At 70.2% G+C, this 19,914-nt stretch carries 14 protein-coding genes and 1 pseudogene; 5 read left to right on the plus strand and 10 right to left on the minus strand.

Annotation, left to right across the window (positions count from 1 at the left end; translation table 11 throughout):
* Positions 1-4: 4 nt before the first annotated feature.
* The 4 genes and pseudogenes from OUA97_RS09455 to otsB all read right to left on the minus strand — a co-directional run bounded on the left by OUA97_RS09455 (position 5) and on the right by otsB (position 5,257).
* On the minus strand, positions 5-415 hold the full coding sequence (locus OUA97_RS09455; protein ID WP_267231645.1) for an RcnB family protein: 411 nt from the start codon (positions 413-415) through the stop codon (positions 5-7).
* A gap of 111 nt (positions 416-526) precedes the next feature.
* The gene (gene ligD / locus OUA97_RS09460) at positions 527-3,097 is read right to left on the minus strand and encodes a DNA ligase D (RefSeq protein ID WP_267231646.1); all 2,571 of its coding nucleotides are present in this window, start codon (positions 3,095-3,097) and stop codon (positions 527-529) included.
* A 49-nt stretch (positions 3,098-3,146) separates the two neighbouring features.
* A pseudogene (gene otsA / locus OUA97_RS09465) lies at positions 3,147-4,508 on the minus strand (alpha,alpha-trehalose-phosphate synthase (UDP-forming)); the annotation flags it as partial.
* A complete protein-coding gene (gene otsB, locus OUA97_RS09470; RefSeq protein WP_267231647.1) occupies positions 4,505-5,257 on the minus strand; it encodes a trehalose-phosphatase in 753 nt (250 codons plus the stop codon). The pseudogene otsA and the gene otsB, both read right to left, overlap by 4 nt.
* Before the next feature lie 178 nt (positions 5,258-5,435).
* Here otsB and zwf point away from each other — a divergent pair, with 178 nt between their 5' ends.
* Positions 5,436-6,905 (plus strand): glucose-6-phosphate dehydrogenase, encoded by a 1,470-nt coding sequence (zwf, locus tag OUA97_RS09475; protein WP_267231648.1) that lies wholly within the window; start codon positions 5,436-5,438, stop codon positions 6,903-6,905.
* Here the strand turns inward: zwf and OUA97_RS09480 are convergent.
* Together OUA97_RS09480 and OUA97_RS09485 are read right to left on the minus strand one after the other, a co-directional pair.
* On the minus strand, positions 6,902-7,090 hold the full coding sequence (locus tag OUA97_RS09480; RefSeq protein WP_267231649.1) for a DUF5961 family protein: 189 nt from the start codon (positions 7,088-7,090) through the stop codon (positions 6,902-6,904). The two genes, zwf and OUA97_RS09480, sit on opposite strands and share 4 nt — an antisense overlap.
* 45 nt (positions 7,091-7,135) lie before the next feature.
* Complete coding sequence (locus tag OUA97_RS09485) at positions 7,136-8,932, minus strand: glycoside hydrolase family 15 protein (protein ID WP_267231650.1); 1,797 nt, start codon at positions 8,930-8,932, stop codon at positions 7,136-7,138.
* A gap of 146 nt (positions 8,933-9,078) precedes the next feature.
* Here OUA97_RS09485 and pyk point away from each other — a divergent pair, with 146 nt between their 5' ends.
* Positions 9,079-10,497, plus strand: coding sequence for a pyruvate kinase (pyk, locus tag OUA97_RS09490; protein ID WP_267231651.1), 1,419 nt, complete (start codon positions 9,079-9,081; stop codon positions 10,495-10,497).
* 6 nt (positions 10,498-10,503) lie between these two features.
* Here the strand turns inward: pyk and OUA97_RS09495 are convergent, their stop codons facing one another.
* Positions 10,504-12,132: a GMC family oxidoreductase gene (locus OUA97_RS09495; RefSeq protein WP_267231652.1), complete on the minus strand. Its 1,629-nt coding sequence runs from the start codon at positions 12,130-12,132 to the stop codon at positions 10,504-10,506.
* Positions 12,133-12,202: 70 nt separating this feature from the next.
* Positions 12,203-12,613 carry a GFA family protein gene (locus OUA97_RS09500; RefSeq protein ID WP_267231653.1) on the minus strand — a complete coding sequence of 137 codons (411 nt, stop codon included), beginning with the start codon at positions 12,611-12,613 and terminating at the stop codon, positions 12,203-12,205.
* A 91-nt stretch (positions 12,614-12,704) separates the two neighbouring features.
* Between OUA97_RS09500 and OUA97_RS09505 the strand changes: the two genes are divergently transcribed.
* The 3 genes from OUA97_RS09505 to OUA97_RS09515 all read left to right on the plus strand — a co-directional run bounded on the left by OUA97_RS09505 (position 12,705) and on the right by OUA97_RS09515 (position 16,255).
* Complete coding sequence (locus OUA97_RS09505; RefSeq protein WP_267231654.1) at positions 12,705-13,655, plus strand: GlxA family transcriptional regulator; 951 nt, start codon at positions 12,705-12,707, stop codon at positions 13,653-13,655.
* A 155-nt stretch (positions 13,656-13,810) separates the two neighbouring features.
* A complete protein-coding gene (locus OUA97_RS09510; RefSeq protein WP_267231655.1) occupies positions 13,811-14,581 on the plus strand; it encodes a hydroxypyruvate isomerase family protein in 771 nt (256 codons plus the stop codon).
* A gap of 9 nt (positions 14,582-14,590) precedes the next feature.
* On the plus strand, positions 14,591-16,255 hold the full coding sequence (locus tag OUA97_RS09515; RefSeq protein ID WP_267231656.1) for a GMC oxidoreductase: 1,665 nt from the start codon (positions 14,591-14,593) through the stop codon (positions 16,253-16,255).
* Between the two features lie 15 nt (positions 16,256-16,270).
* Here OUA97_RS09515 and OUA97_RS09520 read toward each other — a convergent pair whose 3' ends face one another.
* Both OUA97_RS09520 and OUA97_RS09525 read right to left on the minus strand, forming a co-directional pair.
* Positions 16,271-17,614: a pyridoxal phosphate-dependent aminotransferase gene (locus tag OUA97_RS09520; RefSeq protein WP_267231657.1), complete on the minus strand. Its 1,344-nt coding sequence runs from the start codon at positions 17,612-17,614 to the stop codon at positions 16,271-16,273.
* A 144-nt stretch (positions 17,615-17,758) separates the two neighbouring features.
* On the minus strand, positions 17,759-19,909 hold the full coding sequence (locus tag OUA97_RS09525) for an amylo-alpha-1,6-glucosidase (RefSeq protein ID WP_267231658.1): 2,151 nt from the start codon (positions 19,907-19,909) through the stop codon (positions 17,759-17,761).
* Positions 19,910-19,914 lie beyond the last annotated feature (5 nt).

Here is a 19,914-nt window from a genome sequence, read left to right on the forward strand (position 1 = left end):
AGGCCTACTGGAACATCCCCACGATGACCGAGGCGATGACGCCGGTCGCTGCGGCGGTCAGCACCACGTCGTTGTCGACGCGGGTGTAGTAGTAGCCGCGCGGCGGCGGGGGCAGGCGGTAGGAATGGTAGTTGTTGATCCGGTAGCGGTCGGCGCGATAGGCCGGCGGCAGGCGGTCGCCGCGGTTCCAGTGTCGGTACTGGTAGCCGGGCGGGTGACGATAGGCGGCGGCGCGGTACTTGCGCTCGGCCTTGCGCACGTCGCGGTCGTACTTGCGTTCGGCCTTGCGGACATCGCGATCATAGTGGCGCTCGGCGTGGTCGCGACGATCGTCGCCGCGGTACGGCTGAGCGGAGGCGACGCCGGCGCTGGCCAGGACCGACAGGGCGACGGCGGCGGTCAGAAACTTCCTCATAAGCTCTCTCCTATCGAACTGAGAGCCATCATGAAGGAGCGAGCTTGAGCCTTAGCTGAACCATGCTGTTCGGCTGCGGTTCATCTTCGCGGCGAAGCTGCGGCCAATGTGTCAGGCCAGACGCTTGATTGCGGTTTCCAGCGACCGTTCGCCGTCGGCGTAATCGGCCCAGGCGTTGGTCTTGGCCAGCAGCGCCGGCGCGGTGCGGATCGTATAGCGACGCGGATCGAGGCCGGCGCGGACCTGGCTCCAGGTCAGCGGGAACGACACCGTGGCGCCGTCGCGGGCGCGGGGGGAAAGCGGCGCGACCGCCGTCGAAAGCCGGTCGTTGCGCAGGTAGTCCAGGAAGATCCGCCCCTCGCGCAGCTTCTTGGCCATGTTCGCCACATAGAGCTTCGGCTCGTCGGCCGCCATCTGCTCGCAGAGCTGCTTGGCGAAGGCCTTGGCCGTCGGCCAGTCCAGCTCGCCCCTCGGCGGTGACAGCGGCGTCACCACGTGCAGGCCCTTGCCGCCGGTGGTCTTGCAGAAAGCGATGAGCCCCAGGTCCTCCAGCCGGTCGCGCACGTCGCGGGCCGCCATGACCACGGCGTCGAAGTCGACGTCGGGGCCGGGATCGAGGTCGAAGATCAGCCGACCGGGGGTCTCCGGCGCGTGCGGGCGGCAGTTCCAGGGGTGGTACTCGGCCGCGCCCATCTGGGCCAGGGCGGCCAGGGCCTCGACGCGGTCGACCTGCAGATAGGCGGCGTGATCGCCGAACACCTCGACCTGCGAGAGCAGCGGCGAGGCGCCCTTGCCGGCGTGGCGCTGGAAAAACTGCTCGCCGCCCAGCCCGTCGGGAATGCGGATGATCGAACAGGGTCGGCCTTCGATGTGCGGCATCATCCACGGGCCGACCGCCTCGAGGTAGCGTGCGAGCTCAAGCTTGGTCACCGGCGCGTCGCTGTCGGCCGAGTTCGGCCATAGCGCCTTGTCGGGACTGGAGATGGTCACGCCCATCACGGTCGGATCGCCCATGCGTTTCCTTAGCTGCGCTGGTTTGTCGGTCCTGGCGGCGACCTGCTCCTCGCCCGCCACCTCGGCCGCGGGCTTGTCCTCGCGCAAGCCCTTGAAGGCGCCCTGACGCACGTTTCCGGTGTCGGTAAAGCCGGCGAACTCGATCTCGGCCACCAGTTCGGGGCGGGCCCAGTTGATGTCGCCTTCCCTGCGCGGCGCACCCGGACCGGCGAACGGGCTGCTGTCTGTGGCCAGGGCTTCCAGGCGGGGCAGCAGAACCTGGACCACGTCGCTGCCGAGGCCCGTGCCGACCCGGCCGGCATAGGTCAGCGCTCCATCGCGGTAGACGCCCACCAGCAGCGAGCGCAGGCGGCCCTTCACGCCCGTCCAGCCGCCGATCACCACTTCTTCGCCGGGCCTTAGCTTGGCCTTGATCCAGGTTTCGCCGCGTCCGGAGCGATAGGGCGCTGCCAGCCGCTTGGAGACGACGCCCTCCAGTCCCAGGCGCTCGGCTGAACGCCAGAACGCCTCGCCGGAGGTCTCGAAGTGCTCGACATAGCGAATGCGCGGATCGCCCCCGAGCAGCGCCTTGAGCCTCGCCTTACGTTCGCTCAGCGGCAGGTCGCGCAAGTCCTCGCCGGCCTCGAACAACAGGTCGAACGCGAAATAGACCAGCTGGTCGCTGCGGCTGTCGCTCAGCGCGCTCTGCAAGGCCGAGAAGCTGGGCGACCCGTCGCCGTCCAAGGCCACGGCCTCGCCGTCGATGAGGCAGTCGGGCAAGCCGGCGGCGGCGTCGGCGAGGGCCTGAAAGCGCTCAGTCCAGTCCAATCCCTTGCGCGTGCGCAGCCGGGCCGCGCCGCCCGCGACGCGCAGCTGCATGCGGTAGCCGTCGAACTTCACTTCATGCGCCCAGCCCGAGCCGTTCGGCGGCCGGTCCTGCGTGCGGCAGAGCTGCGGTTCGATGAAGTCCGGCATCGCCGCGGTCTTGCGCTTGGCCGGTTTGGGCGGGGGGGCGGACGCCGGCGCGCCGCGCGGCTTGGACTGCCAGACACCGTCGGCCTTGCCCTTGGCGGTGGTGATGAACGGCTTGGGCGCCTTGCCGGCGCCCGCGGCGATCTCGGCCATGGAGCGGCCGGAGGCCACGGACGTATCGTTGTCCTTGAGCAAGGCGTCGTCGTCGCCTTCGCGGGCGAACTGGTCGCGGTGCTTGATCAGCAGCCAGTTGGTCTTGTCGCCGCCGTTGCGGTCGGCCTTCATGCGGACCAGGACGAACCCGCCGTGCAGGCGATCGCCCTCCAGCACGATCTTCAGGTCACCCTTCTCGAGGCCCTGGTGCGGGTCGGTTCCCGGCTCTGGCGCCCAGTAGCCGCGGTCCCACAGCATGACGCTGCCGCCGCCGTACTGGTCCTTGGGGATCGTGCCCTCGAAATCGCCATAGTCGAGCGGGTGGTCCTCGACCTCGACGGCCAGCCTACGCTCGTGGGGGTCGAGGGAGGGGCCCTTGGTCACCGCCCAGGACTTGAAGACCCCGTCCAGTTCCAGTCGGAAGTCGTAATGCAGCCGGGTCGCGGCGTGCTTCTGGATCACGTAGCGCAGGTGCGCCGCCGGTTTGACCTTCGCCCGGCCGCTCGGTTCGGCCGTCCGACTGAAGTCCCGCATGGACTGATAGCGGGCGAGCTTGTTCGCCATAGAAGGGTCCCTCGGCGGTCCGCACGCGGTCGGCCTCTCGGGTGGCGGCGAGCGCGCGCACGAACGCGTCGCGCCAGGCGGTGACGTCTTCGCGCTGGACGTTGTCGAAGAGAGCGCGCCAGCGCTCAATTCGCTCCATCAGGTCCATGGACAGCGCCCGGTACAGGGCCTCGGCGATCTCCTCGGGGCTGTTGGGATTGACGATCAGGGCGCTCTTCAGCTGGTTGGCGGCGCCGGCGAAGCGCGAGAGCACCAGCACGCCGGGGTCGGCCGGATCCTGGGCGGCGACGAACTCCTTGGCCACCAGGTTCATGCCGTCGCGCAGCGGCGTCACCAACGCGACCTTGGCGGCGCGATAGATCCCGGCCAGCTCGTCGCGGCGATAGTTGCGGTTGACGTAGCGAACCGGGTTCCAGTCGATGTCCGCGTACTCGCCGTTGATCCGGCCCGACAGCGCGTCCAGCCGGGCGCGGATTTCGCGATAGGCCTCCACGCCCTCGCGACTGATCGGGGCGATCTGCAGGAACAGCACTTCGCGGCGCAGCTCCGGATGCGCGGCCAGCAACCGCTCAAAGCCGAGGAACCGCTCCTCGACCCCCTTGGAGTAGTCGAGCCGGTCGACGCCGATGACCATCTTCCGGAAGGCGGTGTGGGCGGCCATGACGTCGTGGGTGCGCCGCGCGGTGGCGCTCTGGCTCAGCTCGGCGAAGTCCTGGGCGTCGATTCCGATCGGGAAGGCCCCGGTCCGCAGGGTGCGGCCGAAGGCGCGCAGCTGGTCCTCGCCGGCGGCGACGCCGCGCGCCTCGTTCAGCACGTACTCCTCGAACGCCTGCCGATACTCCGGGGTCTGGAAGCCGACGAGGTCGTAGGCGAACAGCGCCTCGACCAGCTGGCGGTGCCGCGGCAGGGTGATCAGCAGCTGGTGCGCCGGCCAGGGGATGTGCAGGAAGAAGCCGATCCGGTTCTTGATCCCCAGCTCGCGCAGTTCGCGGGCCAGCGGGATCAGGTGGTAGTCGTGCACCCAGATCAGGTCGTCTTCCTCGATCAATGGGGCGAGGGTCTCGGCGAAGCGGCGGTTGACCCGTTGGTAACCCTCGTCGAACGAGCGGTCGTACGCGGTCAGGTCCTGGCGGTAGTGGAACAGCGGCCAGAGGGTCTTGTTGGCGTAGCCGTTGTAGTACTCGTTGAGGTCGGCCTCCTCGAGGTCGACGGTGGCGACGGTCACCCCCTCGACGCGCTGGAGGTTGAGCTGGCCGGTGAACTCGGGCGCGGTCTTGCCGCTCCAGCCGAACCACAGGCCCGAATATTCGCGCAGCGCCGCAGCCAGGGCCATCGCCAGGCCGCCGACCGTCTCCTCGCCCTTGCCGGCCGGCGGGGTGACGCGGTTGGAGACGACGATCAGGCGGCTCACGTCGCGCCCTCCAGCCAGGACAGGGCCTCCTCGACTCCGTCCATGCGGTAGATCGCGGTGGTGCGGCGCTGCGGCCCGATCAGCACGCCGTATCCGCCCATCTGGCGGACGGCGAAGAAGCCGTGCTCGTCGGTGAGGTCGTCGCCGAGGAAGATCGGCTGGGCGCCCTTGAACGGGGCCTCGGTCATGAAGGCGCGGATGGCGTCGCCCTTGCTGGCGCCGGGGGTGCGCAGCTCGACCACCATGTCGCCCGGCTGCAGGGTCAGGCCGGTGACCGTCGCCAGCCGCTCGGCCAGGTCGAGCGCGTCCTGGGCGCGATCGGGCGCCAGCCGATAATGCAGGGTCAGGCTCAGCGACTTGTCCTCGACCAGCAGCCGCGGATCGCCGGCGGCGAAGTCCTTGAGGGTGGCGCGGGCGGAGGCCAGGCCCGGGTGCGGCGGCGCTTCGCCGACCACTCCGCGCGCGTCTCGGCGCACCAGCCCGTGGATCGCCGCGGCGCAGGCGACGCGGCCCTCCAGGATACGGTCGATGTCGTCCAGCGAGCGGCCGCTGACCACGGCCAGCCGGCCGTTCAGCCGGATCGCCAGCCGGCTCAGCAGGTCGTTGCGGCGCCGATCGGGCCCGACGTCCTCGGGCCGCTCGGCGATCGGGGCCAGCGTTCCGTCGAGGTCCAGAAACAGGGCCGCGCCCTCCAGGGCGAGCCGGGACGGGGGTCGTTCCAGGCCGATGCTCAGTTCGTCGATACTCATATGCACCTTTGCCCCGCAGCCGAACGACAAACGTCCGACCGGCCGGATCGATCCGGTGGGGGTCGGGGCCTAAATCCACCGCTGGTGGGAAATGGGTTGGTCAGAAGGGCTTGACGTCGCACGTGCGAACGCCGCTATGCGCACACGAAGACGTTTTCTCGCGAAAAGGTGACATCAGATGGCCGAGCAGCCCCTCGCCGACGTGATCGTGCTCTTCGGCGGTACAGGCGATCTCGCCCAGAAAATGCTCTTCCCGTCGCTCTATAATCTGGATGCGGACGGTTTCCTGGCCGAGGGCTTCGGCATCATCGCCACCGCCCGCGCGGAGATGACCCGCGAGGCGTTCGTCGCCCAGATCAAGGACGCGGTGTCGGCCCGGGTCGGCGGCGGCGGGCTGGATCCGAAGATCTGGGCGCGGTTCGAAGAGCGCCTGCAGTATGTCGGCGCCGACGCCACCACCCCGGCCGGGGCGGCCGAACTGAAGGCCGCGCTCGGCGGGGCCAAGACCCCGATCTACTACCTGGCCCTGTCGCCCAGCATCTACGGCCGCGTCTGCGCGGCCCTGGCCGACGCCGGCATGGCCGGGCCCGGCACCCGCATCGTGCTGGAAAAGCCGATCGGCCGCGACCTCGAGAGCTCGAAGGTGATCAACGGCGCGGTGGCCGCGGTCTTCCCCGAAGAGAGCATCTTCCGGATCGACCACTACCTCGGCAAGGAGACGGTGCAGAACCTGCTGGCGCTGCGCTTCGCCAACACCCTGTTCGAGCCGCTGTGGAACAACCTGACCATCGACCACGTGCAGATCACCGTGGCCGAGACCGAGGGGGTCGGCGACCGCTGGCCCTATTACGACGAGTACGGCGCGCTGCGCGACATGGTGCAGAACCATATGCTGCAGCTGCTCTGCCTGGTGGCGATGGAGCCGCCCTCGGACATGGAGCCGGACAGCGTCCGCAACGAGAAGGTCAAGGTGCTGCGTTCGCTGCGCCCGGTGACCCGCGCCGACGTCCAGACCGTCAGCGTGCGCGGCCAGTACACGCCGGGAGTCACCTCCGGCGCGGCGGTCTCCGGCTACGAGGCCGAGCGCGGCCAGCCGACCGGGACCGAGACCTTCGTCGCCTTGCGCGCCGACATCGACAATTGGCGTTGGGCCGGCGTGCCGTTCTTCCTGCGCACCGGCAAGCGGCTGCCCGAGCGGCGCACCCAGATCGCCATCCAGTTCAAGCCGGTGCCGCACTCGATCTTCGAAGGCGCGGCCAAGGCCGACCTGGCCGCCAACCGCCTGGTCATCGACCTGCAGCCCGACGAGGACATCGAGCTGCTGCTGATGAACAAGGCCCCGGGGCTGTCGGAGCGCGGCATGCGCCTGCAGTCGCTGCCGCTGTCGCTGTCGCTGGCCAAGGCCTATTCGGGCCCCAATTCGCGCCGCCGCATCGCCTATGAGCGGCTGATCCTCGACGTCATCCAGAACAACAGCACGCTGTTCGTCCGCCGCGACGAGGTCGAGCGCGCCTGGGAATGGATCGACGGCGTGGCCGACGCCTGGCGCGAGTCCTCGATGGCGCCCAAGCCCTACGCCGCGGGCAGCTGGGGACCGGCCGGCGCCTTCGCCCTGATCGAGCGCTCGGGCCGGGCCTGGTACGATTAGTCGAGGTCGATGTGGAAGCGGCGGCGTTCGCCGCTCTCGCAGTCGGTCAGCTCGACCTCGCCCTCATGAACGAGGTCGACGAACTCCAGCGCCGCATCCTCGAAGCTCGCGCCAAGAATCTCGCGGGTGGCGCCGCTGGCGGCGCGCGCCTCGAAGCGGTGCAGGGTCTCTGTCGAGTGGAACATGGGGCCGGCCTTTCAGCGTGACCCCACGAGCATCCGCCGATTCGGCTAGCGCACCGACGACCACGGCCGCGACAACATCGTCGCACAGTTGATCAGCCCGACGAGCGAGTAGGTCTGCGGGTAGTTGCCCCAAAGCTCGGCGCCGTCGAAGGCGATATCCTCCGACAGCAGGCCGGCGGCGGTGCGGCGTTCCAGCATCTCCTCGAACAGCTGTCGGGCCTCGTCGGAGCGGCCCGACAGGTGCAGCGCCTCGATGAGCCAGAACGTGCAGAAATTGAACGCGGTCTTGGGCTCGCCGAAATCGTCGGGGATGGCGTAGCGCAGCATGTAGGGGCCGCGGCGCAGGCCCTTTTCGACCGCCGCGATGGTCGCGGCCATGCGTGGGTCGTCGGGGCTGACGAAGCGCACGTCGACCAGCTGCAGCAGGCTGGCGTCGAGCTCCTCGCCCTCGAAGGTGGCGGCGAAGCGGCCGAGCTTGGGGTTCCAGGCGCGGGTCTCGATCGCGGTTCGGACCTGGGCGGCGCGGGCGTTCCAGTAGTCGGCGCGGTCGGTCAGGCCGAGCTTGGCGGCGGCGTTGCCGAGCCGGTCGCAGGCGGCCCAGCACATCACCGCCGAATAGGTATGGATGCTCTCGCGGCCCCGGAACTCCCAGAGGCTGGCGTCCGGCTTGTCGTGCATCTCGAAGGCGCGCTCGCCGACCCGTTCCAGGGCCCGGAAGTCCTCGACGGTCGCGGGGCGCAGCAGGCGCTCGTCGAAGAAGGCCTGCACGGTCGACAGGATGATTTGTCCGTACACGTCGTGTTGCAGGTGCTCGTGGGCCTGGTTGCCGATCCGCACCGGCCCCATGCCGCGATAGCCGGGCAGGTGCTCGGCGAAGTGTTCGGTCAGGGCCGGCTCCATGCCGACGCCGTAGAGCGGCTGAACGTGGCCGCCGCGGGTGCGGTCGATCAGGTTGCGCAGATAGCCGAGATAGTTCTCCAGCATGTCGGCCGCGCCCAGCCGGTTCAGGGCCTGGACCACGTAATAGGCGTCGCGCAGCCAGCAATAGCGGTAGTCCCAGTTGCGGCCGCTCTCGGCGTGCTCGGGGATCGAGGTGGTGAGGGCCGCGACGATGGCCCCGGTCTCCTCGTGGGCGCAGAGCTTGAGGGTGATGGCCGCGCGGATCACCGCCTCCTGCCACTCCAGCGGCACGGCCAGGTTCCGCACCCAGCCGCGCCAGTAGGCGGTGGTCTCGCCCAGCATCCGCTCGCAGGTGGCGGCGAGGTCGGCGTCGAAGCCCTCGTCGGGGCCGAGAAACATCGCCACCGGCTGCTCCAGTCGGAACAGGCGCTCGGCGGTGATGTGCGAAACCGGCGCGTCGGTGGTCAGCCGCAGGGTGGTCTCGCCGCCGACGAAGCGGATGTGGTTGGAGCCGGTGGTGCGCTCGGCCGGGCGTTCGCCCCAGTTGACCATCGGCCGCGCGCGGATGCGGATCTTGGGCGTGCCGACCAGCGGGCGCACCAGGCGGATAATGGCGAGGGGGCGATAAATCCTGCCGAACTGCCGATAGCGGGGGCAGAAGTCGATGATCTGGACCACCGCCCCGTCGGCGTCGGTGATCTCGGTGCAGAGCACCGGGGTGTTGCGCAGATAGCTCTGGGCGACGTGCGCCTGGTTCTCGACCTGGACGTCCCAGAACCCATGAGCGTCGGGGTTTGCGTCGGGGTCGTCGCCGAGCAGGGCGCAGAACATGGGGTCGCCGTCGACGCGGGGCGCGCAGGCCCAGGCCAGTCGTCCGGCGCGGTCGATGAGGCCGCTGGCCGCGCAGTTGCCGATCGGGAAGAGGTCGAGAGTCTGGGTCATTCGTCAGGAATTCGCGAAGCGCCTCCAGGTTCTTGCCGATTGTGCCGTCCGGCCGTTCTCGAATCGACCCCGATCGGGGAAAGACTCCCTTCCCCCGCGGGTTGGGCCATAGTGCGACCGACCCCGAACCGGCAGATGGAGGCCAGATGATCCGCGCCCGCCGCGCCCGCATTGTCGCGACCCTTGGCCCGGCCAGCCGCGAGGCCGGCAAGGTCGTGCAACTCGCCATGGCCGGCGCCGACGTGTTCCGCGTGAACTTCAGCCACGGCGTCCACGAGGAGCATGCGCGGACCATCGCCAATGTGCGCGCCGCCGAGGCGGCCGTCGGCCGGCCGCTGGCGGTGCTGGCCGACCTGCAGGGCCCGAAGATCCGGCTGGGCGAGTTCGCCGACCGCAGCGTGCGGTTGAAGGTCGGCCAGGACTTCCGGCTCGACGTCTCGGAGGAGCCGGGCGACGCCAGCCGCGTCGGGGTGCCGCTGGCCGAGGTGTTCAGCGTGCTGCGGCCGGGCTCGGACATTCTGCTCGACGACGGCAAGGTGCGGCTGCGGGTGCGCCGCAACGGCCCCGGCTTCGCCGAGACCGAGGTGCTGTCCGGCGAGACCCTGTCGAACCACAAGGGCCTGAACCTGCCGGGCCACGCCATTCCGGTGCCGGCCCTGACCGCCAAGGACCGTGAGGACCTGGCCTTCGCGCTTCAGCAGAACGTCGACTGGGTGGCGCTCAGCTTCGTGCAGCGCGCCTCGGACATGGCCGAGCTGCGCCAGATCGTGCAGGGCCGCGCCGCGGTGCTCGCCAAGATCGAGAAGCCGGCGGCGATCGAGGCGCTCGACGAGATCCTCGACCTCTGCGACGGGGTGATGGTGGCCCGCGGCGACCTGGGGGTGGAATTGAACCCCGAGGACGTTCCGGTAGTGCAGAAGTCGCTGGTCCGCGCCGCGCGCACGCGCGGCATCCCGGTGATCATCGCCACCCAGATGCTCGAGTCGATGATCCACGCCCCGACCCCGACGCGGGCCGAGGCCTCCGACGTGGCCGGCGCGGTCTATGAGGGCGCCGACGCGGTGATGCTGTCAGCAGAGACCGCGGCCGGCGAATTTCCGGTCGAGGCGGTGACGATCATGAACCGCATTCTGACGAGGGTGGAGCAGGACCCGCGCTGGCCCGAGCTGATGCGCGCCGAGTACCCGGTCGAGGACGCCGACGCCGACGCCCTGGTGGCCGCCGCCAGCCGCGCGGCCGAGACCGCCTCGACCGCCTGCATCGCGGCGTTCACGACCACCGGGCGCACGGCCTTGCGGCTGGCGCGCGAGCGGCCGCTGCAGCCGACCCTGGCCCTGACCCCGAACCTGCACGCCGCGCGCAAGCTGGCCCTGGTCTGGGGGGTGGAGCCGCGGGTGGTGCCGCAGGTCGGCGACGCCGAGGAACTGGCCAAGCTGGCGGTCGACCAGGCGATGGCCGCGGACCTGGCCCAGCCCAACCAGCGGGTGATCATCCTGGCCGGCCTGCCGATGGGCTCGCCCGGGGCGGCCAACATCCTGCGCATCGCCCACGCGCCGCGGCGCTGAGCGGGCCTAACGCGCGTCCTCGAGCGCCAGGCGCGCGCCGCGCTCGGCGATCATGATGGTCGGGGTGTTGGTGTTGCCGGATGTGATGGTCGGCATCACCGAGGCGTCGATCACCCGCAGGCGCTCCAGGCCGATCGCCCTTAGGCGCTCGTCGACCACCGCCGCCGGATCGGACGGCAGGCCCATCCTGGCGGTCCCGACCGGGTGGAAGATCGTCGTGCCGATGTCGCCGGCCGCCCGGGCCAGGGAGGCCTCGTCGTCGCCCACGGACGGGCCCGGCAGGTGCTCCTGCGGCGTGAAGCGCGCCAGCGCGGACTGGGCCATCAGCCGGCGGGTCACGCGGATCGCATCGGCGGCCACGCGCTGGTCCTCGGGCGTCGCCAGATAGTTCGGCGCGATGCGCGGCGCAGCCGACGGATCGAGCGAGCGCAGGCGCACCGTCCCGCGCGAGGTGGGGCGCAGGTTGCAGGCCGAGACCGTCACCGCCGGGAACCGGTGCAGCGGCTCGCCGAACCGGTCCAGGGACAGCGGCTGGACGTGGAACTGGATGTTCGCGCGCTCGTGCTCGGGCGACGAGGTCGTGAAGATGCCGAGCTGCGACGGGGCCATGGTCAGCGGCCCGCGCCGGAACAGCGCGTACTCGGCCCCCATCAGCCCGCGGCCCAGCAGCGAGTGGTAGGTTTCGTTCAGGGTCTTTACGCCATGGACCCGATAGATGGCCCGCTGCTGCAGATGGTCCTGCAGGTTGCGGCCGACCCCCGGGCGGTCGGCGACCACCGGCACGCCCAGTTCGCCCAGCCAGTCGGCGGGGCCGACCCCCGAGAGCTGCAGGATCTGCGGCGAGCCGATCGCGCCGGCGGCCAGGATCACTTCGCCCTGCGCGCGGGCCTCGAACGTTCGGCCGCCACGCCGGAAGCGGACGCCGACCGCACGGCGATCCTCGAACAGCACCCGCTCGACCAGGACGCCGGTCTCCAGGCGCAGGTTCGGACGCGCCAGCGCCGGCTTCAGGAAGCCCCGCGCCGCCGACCAGCGCAGGCCCCGCTTCTGGTTGACGTGGAACAGGCCGACGCCGGTGTTGTCGCCGGTGTTGAAGTCGGGCGTTGCTGGGACTCCCATCTGCGTCGCGGCCTGCGCGATGGCGTCCAGCACGTCCCAGCGCACCCGCGGCGCCTCGACCCGCCATTCGCCGCCGACGCCGTGATGTTCGCCCTCGCCCAGGAAGTGGTCGTCCAGGCGGCGGAAGATCGGCTGCACGTCGTCCCAGCCCCAGCCCGTCAGGCCGAGCTGCCGCCAGTGATCGTAGTCGGCGGTCTGGCCGCGCATGGAGATCATGGCGTTGATCGCCGAGCTGCCGCCGATCACCTTGCCGCGCGGATACTTGAGCGACCGTCCGTTGAGGCCCGGTTCGGCCTCGGTCTCGAACATCCAGTCCGAGCGGGGATTGCCGATGGCGAACAGGTAGCCGACCGGGATGTGGAACCACATCCAGTCGTCGCGACCGCCGGCCTCAAGCAGCAGCACGCGGTTGCGCGGATCCTGCGACAGCCGATTGGCCAGCACGCAGCCGGCCGAGCCCGCGCCGACCACGATGTAGTCGTATGCGCCTTCGAACGGGACTGCTTCCTCGACCATGTCCCTTCCATCGGCGACCGCGGGCCGTTCGCCAAGTCCCTTCAGTCGGAACCGGGCGCAAGACACGCGGCTAGCCGCCCGGTGGCGTTTCCGCGAAGGCGGGCAGGTCGTCCGGGATGACGTGGAAGGGCTGCTTCTGGGCCGTGAAGATGGCCATGCGCGGCCCGCCGAACTGGGCGGGGTCGTCCAGGGTCCCGACCCGCACGATCACCGCTTCCAGGCCGGGCCGGCGGGTGACCAGCGGCGTGCCGCAGTCGGCGCAGAACTCGCGGGTGACGGCGTCTTTCAGGTCGGGGCGAGTGAAGCTGGCCGGAGCGCCCTGCGTCCAGCTAAAGCCTGCGGTCGGCATCAGCATGAACAGGTGCGGCGCGCCGCCGCTGATGTGCTGGCAGGCGCGACAGTGGCACTGGGCCTTGAGGAACGGCGCGCCTTGCGCTGCATAGCGGACCTTGCCGCAATAGCATCCACCGATGAAGCTCATGCCGCGCTCTCCCTTTTGATCGGCCGTAGGCTGGCCGGGGAGCGGAGTCGCCGCTAGTGTCGTAAACGACATTTTTCGGGCAATTTTGGACATGACGCACGTCGAGGTGCTGATCCTGGCAGGCGCGATGCCCTCAAGCGTCGCCCTGACCTTTGACGTCTTGGCGACCGCCAACCTGCTGGGGGCGCGGCGCGGCGCACCGTTCGAGGTCGCGGCCAGCGGCTCGGGGGCGGCCGCCTGGTCGCAGGTGCTGGGTCTGCCCGCTCCGCGGGCCGGATGGCGTCCGCAGCTGCTGATCGTGCCGGGCCTGGGGCTGACCGACGCCGAGGCGGTCGAGCGGCGGCTGGGGGACGCGGACATGCGAGAAGCCCAGGCCCGACTGGTCCGCGCCGCCGCGGAAGGGGCGGAGGTCGCGACCTCCTGCTCGGGCGCCTTCCTGGTCGCCCGGGCCGGCCTGCTGGCGGGGCGGCGGGCGACCACCTCCTGGTGGCTGGCGCCGCTGCTGGCGCGGCTGCACCCTGAAGTCGACATCACCGCGGACCAGCTGATCGTGCGTGACGGCGCGGTGACCACGGCGGGCGCCTCGCTGGCCCAGATGGACCTGATGCTGAGCCTGACGGCCCGGTTCGCCGGGCCGTCGCTTGCGGATCGCTGCGCCCGCTACCTGCTGCTTGAGGAGCGCCGCTCGCAATCGCGCTACATGGCGCTGAGCTTCCTGGCGGCGGCCGACGAGGGGGTGGCGCGGGCCGAGGCCTGGGCCCGCGTACGGCTGGACCAGGATCTGAAGATCGCCGACCTTGCCGCAGCGGCCGGGCTGGCCCCGCGCACCTTTGCGCGGCGGGTGGAGAAGGCTTGCGGCATGTCGCCGATCCGCTTCCTCCAGCGGCTGCGGATCGAGGCCGCCACCGACCTGATCGAGACCACCAGGCTGCCGGTCGAAGAGATCGCCCGCCGGGTCGGCTACGCCGATCCATCGGCCCTGCGGAGGATCATGCAGCGCGACGGCGGCCTGCGGCCCAGCAGCGTGCGGAGGGCGGGCTAGGGGCGTCGCTCGTTCGTCCCAGGAGCGGCTGGCCAGCGGCGACGCGCCGAACGAGGCTTGTAGTGTAATCGATTGTCTGGACACTGAGGTCCAACGAGCGATGGCTGCGCCGGGCGGACTGGCGGCCACAGAGCGGAGGACGAGGGCGCATCGTGATGCGGCAGAGCTTTACCTGGTGGTCGTTCACCATGGGCCGAGACGTCGAGCCGGAAGCCTTTCTGCGCGAAGCGGCGCGGGCGGGCGTGCAAGGCGTCGAGATGCTGCCGCAGGCCCATTGGCCGATCGCGCGCGACCTCGGGCTCGAACTGGTGACGGTCACCGGCCACAAGCTGGAGGAAGGCTTCAACGACCCGGCCCGCCATGCGGGGCTGCAGGGCGACGTGCGGCGGATGATCGACACGGCGGCGGAGGGCGGGGCCCTGGCGGTGATCGTGTTCGCGGGAAATCGGTTCGGCGATGGCGACGACGATCGCGCCATCGCCGCCTGCGTGGAGGGCCTCGCGCCCTTAGCGGCGCATGCGCACGGCGCGGGGGTGCGGCTGCTGATCGAGCTGCTCAACAGCAAGGTCGATCATCCAGGGCAGCAGTGCGATCGGACCGCGTTCGGGGCGCAGGTCGTGCGCGGGGTCGGCTCGCCGGCCCTGAAGCTGCTCTATGACGGCTATCATATGCAGTTGATGGAGGGCGACCTCAGCCGCACCATCAAGGCGAACTTCGATCTGATCGGACATGTGCACACGGCCGGCGCGCCCGGGCGACGGGACCTGGACGACAGGCAGGAGATCAACTGGCGCGGCGTCGCCGGCCTGCTCCGCCATCTCGGCTATGACCAGTGGGTCGGCCATGAGTTCATTCCGCGCGGCGAGCCGATCGCCGCGCTCAAAGAGGCCGTGGCGCTGTTCGATGCGCCCGGACGCGAGGCGTAAGGTTTGACGATGCAGTTCGACGCGATCGTGGTGGGCTCAGGCATCAGCGGCGGCTGGGTCGCCAAGGAGCTGTGCGAACGCGGCCTCAAGGTGCTGATGCTGGAGCGCGGGCCGCATATCGAGCACGGGACGGATTACAGCCACGAGGAAGCCGGGCGGCTGCGATGGCGCGATGACCAGATTCCCGACGATGAGAAGGCGCTGCACTACCCGTACTATGTCGGCGTCAGCTATGCGATGTTCAACTCGAACAAGAAGTTCTGGGCCAGCGACCACGACTATCCGTACGAGCAGGCCGAGGGAAAGCCGTACCGCTGGATCCGCGGCTATCACCTGGGCGGGCGCTCGCTGACCTGGGCGCGGCAGTCCTATCGCTGGGCGCCGGACGATTTCGAATCCAACCTGCGGGACGGGCACGGCGTCGACTGGCCCATCCGCTACGAAGATCTTGAGCCCTGGTACGATCACGTCGAGGCGTTCGTCGGGGTCAGCGGCAATTACGACGAGGTCCCGCAGCTGCCGGACGGTGATTTCCTGCCGCCGTTCCCGTTCAACTGCGTCGAGGAGGACGCCCAGGGCCGCATCGAAGCGGCGTTCCCGACGCGGCGCTTCCTGATGGGTCGCTGCGCGAACCTGAGCCGGGTGGCCAAGCCGCAGATGGACCTGGGGCGCAAGCGCTGCGAGGGCTATGTGCGCTGCCACCACGGCTGTCCGCTGGGGGCGGCGTTCTCGACCCAGGCCGCGACGCTGCCGGCGGCGCGGGCGACCGGCAACCTGACCGTGATCACCGACGCCATCGTCGAGAGCGTGGTCTATGACGCCGCGGCCGGACGGGTCACGGGCGTGCGGGCGATCGACCGGCTGAGCAAGGTCGCCACGACCTACGAGGCCAGGATGGTGTTCCTCAACGCCTCGGCGATCAACTCGGCGGCGCTGCTGCTGAACTCGCGCTCGGAGGCGTTCCCGCGCGGGCTGGCCAACGGCAGCGACCAGGTCGGGCGCAACCTGATGGACCATGTCGGCTGCGGCCAGATCGTCGGGACCTATCCGGCCGGTTTCGAGGACCAGCCCTGGCAGGCCGACCGGCCGACCGGCATCTACATCCCGCGCTATTCGGGGATCACTGAGACCGACAAGCCCTACCTGCGCGGCTTCGGCATGCAGGGCGGGGCGCGCAAGATCCGCCGCCGCGACGGCGAGGGGCGCGTCTGGGTGCTGTCGCTGGGGCCGTTCGGCGAGGTGCTGCCCGATCCGGAGAACCGGGTGACGCTGTCGGCCTCGCGGGTCGACAGCTGGGGGATCCCGCTGCCGCGCATCGAGGCCGCGCACGGGGCCAACGAGCAGGCGATGATGCGCGAGGCGGCCCGCGACGCCGCCGCCATGCTGGCCGCCGCCGGCTGCACTGACATCACCCCCTGGGAGGAGGCAGGCGCCCAGCTCACGCCGCCAGGCGACCGCATCCACGAGATGGGCACGGCCCGCATGGGCCGCGATCCCGCGACGTCGGTGTTCAACGGCTGGGGCCAGGCGCATGAGGCGCCGAACCTATTCTGCTCCGACGGCGCGGTGATGACCTCCAGCGCGTCGATGAACCCCTCGCTCACCTACATGGCGCTCTCGGCCCGCACCGCCAACTACGCGGCCGACCTGCTCGAACAGGGAGCGCTCTCGTAAGGCCCGGGTTAGGCCCTACGCCGCCGAGACGCTGGCCGGGATAGCGCTCTTGGCCTGGGCCTTGGCGCTGGCGAGATAGGCGCGCAGGGCGGCGGCCAAGTCGAAGAGCAAGGTCTCGAATTTGCCCTCGTCGGCCTCCAGCAGGGTGAAGCGGAAGCCCTGCAGGTCGGAGTTGAAGCCGGTGGAGAGCGGCACCACGCAGATGCCGGTGCTGGCCAGCAGGTGCAGCACGAAACGCTGGTCCAGCGCCGCGCTCAGGTGCGGGGCGATGATCGTCGAGGCGACCTCGGAGGCCGGCAGCGACTGCGCCAGGTCCAGGGCCCCGTGCCGGAACACAGCGGTCATGTAGAAGGCGCCGCGGGCCGGGTGGATGGTCAGTTCCGGGATCGCCGACAGCACCTCGACGGCGCGCTTGGCGCGGCGGTCGTAGGCCGAGACGCGCTGCTCCAGGTACGGATAGTACCGCGCGTCGCCCATCACCCGCGGCAGCACCCGCTGGGGCAGGGTGGTGGCGCAGACCTCGAGCATCTTGGTCTCGAGCAGCGAGCGGGCGAAGCGGTCGAAATCGGCGTCGCGGTCACGGTTGTAGACCTCGATCCAGCCGCAGCGGGCGCCTGGCCAGGGGAACTCCTTGGAGATCCCGCGCATGGCGATGGCCGGCACCTCGCCGATCACCGAGGCCAGCTTGCGCATGTCCGAGCCGGGATAGGCGAGGTTCGAATAGATCTCGTCGGAGATCAGGAACAGGCCATAGCGGCGGGCGATGTCGACGATCGCCGCCAGGGTTTCCTGCGGATAGACGAAGCCGGTCGGGTTGTCGGGATTGATGATCAGGATGGCGGCGATCTGCGGATTGGCCGCGACCTTGGATTCCAGGTCGGCCAGGTCCGGCTTCCAGCCGTTCTGCGGATCCAGGCGATAGGTGATGTGCGGGGCGCCGGCGTGGGCGGCCTCGGCCGAGGAATGGGTCGGATAGGCCGGGTTCGGTCCGATCACCCGCGCGGCCGGGTGCAGCGCGCCGTAGATGGTCGAGATCGCGTCGCCCAGGCCATTGAAGAACAGGATGTCCTCGGCGGTGATCTGGATGCCGCCCTCCAGGTTCCGCTCATTGGCGATGTAGGCGCGGGTGTCGTCCAGGCCGCGGGTCGGCGAATAGGCGAAGCTCAGGTCGTCGGCGGCCACCTCGCCGACAATCTCCTTGATCCAGGCCGGCGGGTTCTCGCCCTTGGCCACCGGGTCGCCGATGTTCTCCCAGCGGATCGGCTGGCCTGCGGCGGCGATGGCCTTGGCGACCTCCACGATCTGGCGGATTTCGTAGCGGAGGTTGTCGGCCCCAGGGTGGACAATGGCGGTGCGCAAGGCGGTTTGCTCGATCGAACTAAGCTCGGGCGGTTCTGATCCTAGATTGCGACGGCGAACGCAAGCCGCGCTTCACCGCAGGGGCCCGACGGACGCCGTCGATGCGGGCCTCGCCAATGGAGGCGCCATCGCCGTTCCAGCGGCCTAACGCACCCGGACCTGGACGCCGGTGCGGCTGCGGCCCTGGACGTCGATGCGCCGGCCGGTGCGTTCGAACAGCAGGTCGACCCGTTCCTCGCCGATCCGCAGGCCGTCGACCTCCAGCCGGTCGATGCCGATCGGCAGGCGCGGTTCGCTGACCCGGATCTCGCGGTTCCAGCCGTCGACCGAGAGGCCGAGCACCGCCTGCAACATCATGAAGATCGAGCCGGCGGCCCAGGCCTGGGGCAGGCAGGCGACCGGATAGGCGACCGGCGGCTCGCCGGCCATGCGCGGGAAACCGCAGAACAGCTCGGGCAGCCGCATCTCGAAGGTGTTGGCGGTCTCGAACAGGCCCGAGGTCAGGTTCACCACCCCTTCGCGCTCGCCGTAGTTGGCCAGGCCCATGGCGCAGACGGCGGTGTCGTGCGGCCAGACCGACCCGTTGTGATAGCTCATCGGATTGTAGCGCGGCTCGCCGTTGGCCAGGGTCCGCACGCCCCAGCCGGAGTCGAAGTCGGCCGACATCAGCCGCTCGACCACCTTGCGGCCGCGCTCGGGGCTGGGCAGGCCCGAGAACAGCAGGTGGCCGGGATTGCTGCTCAGCACGCGGCAGAGCTCGCCCTTGCCGTCGATGGCGATGCCGTAGAACTGGTGCTCCTCCATCCAGAAACGGCGCTCGACCGCGTCGCGGATCTGTTCGGCGCGCGCGGCCCAGCGGGCGGCGTTGTCCTGGTCGCCCCGGTGGTGCGCCAGCCGGGCCATGGCGCGGTAGGCGGCGAAGGCGTAGCCCTGCACCTCGACCAGGGCGATCGGACCGTCCGGGAACCGTCCGTCGGCGTGGAAGACGCTGTCCTCGGAGTCCTTCCAGCCCTGGTTGGCGAGACCGGATTCCTTGCCGCGCTTGTAGTCGATCAGGCCATCGCCGTCGGAATCGCCGAACTGCTCGATCCAGCGGATCGCCGCGGTCAGCGCCGGCCAGAGGTCGTCGATCAGCACCAGGTCGCGGGTGCGCTCGGCATAGGCCCCGGCCAGGGCCACGAACAGCGGCGTGGTGTCGACCCCGCCGTAGTAGCGGGCGAACGGCACCTCGCCCATGGCCGGCATCTCGCCCTTGCGGGTCTCGTGCATGATCTTGCCGGGGGCTGAGTCACGGAAGGCCGACACCTCCTCGGCCTGGTGTGCGGCCAGGTAGGTCAGCACCCCGCGCGCCAGCGACGGTTCGAACCACAGGATCTGCCAGGCGGTGATGATCGCGTCGCGGCCGAAGGCGGTCGAGAACCAGGGAATGCCGGCATACGGATAGGGGCCGGTCTCCATCCGCGTGGTCAACAGCGCCAGGTCGGCGCGCGATTTCTCCAGCCACTCGTTGAACAGCCGTCCGGAGCTCTTGATGCGGGCCCCGTGGCGGCGGCGCGCGCGCATGTCCCAGCGGGCGCGGGCGGCGGCGTAGCGGAAGCGCTCGCGGCCCGGGGTCGGGGCGCTGCTGGCGCCGATCTCGAGGTAGAGCTCCAGCCGACCCTCGGGCTGCAGCGAATACATGTAGTCGGCGCGTTGGCCGCTGATCCGCGCCGGCGGGTCGGAGAAGGTGATCAGGCTGGTGCGCTCGACCCCGTCCAGGCCGTCGTAGCGGAACCGCACGCTGCGGCCGTCGACCGTCGGCGGGTGCAGGCGGCCGCGCTTGTCGCGGTGCAGCCCGCGGACCTCGAACATGTCGCGGAAGTCGGCGCCGAACTCCACCGACAGCGGGATCAGCACCACGTCGCGGCTGTAGTTGACGCAGCAGATCCGCTCGTAGAGCCGCTCCTCCCACAGGAAGCGCTTGCGCTCGACGTGCAGCACGCCGGGCGGCCCCACCGGTCCGCCGGGATAGGGCAGGGCCTGGTTGGCGCCGTGCGAGGTAAAGAAGACGTTGTCCTGGGCGATGGCCGCCGACAGCAGCGAGGCGGGGCGGCCGCCCAGCAGCAGCCGGAAGGTCGACAGGATGCGGGTGTCGTTGTGGAACAGCCCGTCGCCCGCGCCGATGATGTCGCCGAAGGCGTCGGCCACCACGAAGGTGTCCTTGTCCTTGAGGGCGAACAGCCGGTGCGGAACCCGAGGTTCGCCCGTCTCACCCGTTTCGACCGGCGCGTCCGGCGCCGGCGCGAGATCGTCCATCGGCC

Origin of the sequence: Phenylobacterium sp. 58.2.17 (assembly GCF_026411515.1) — a bacterium.
Lineage (GTDB): Bacteria > Pseudomonadota > Alphaproteobacteria > Caulobacterales > Caulobacteraceae > Phenylobacterium.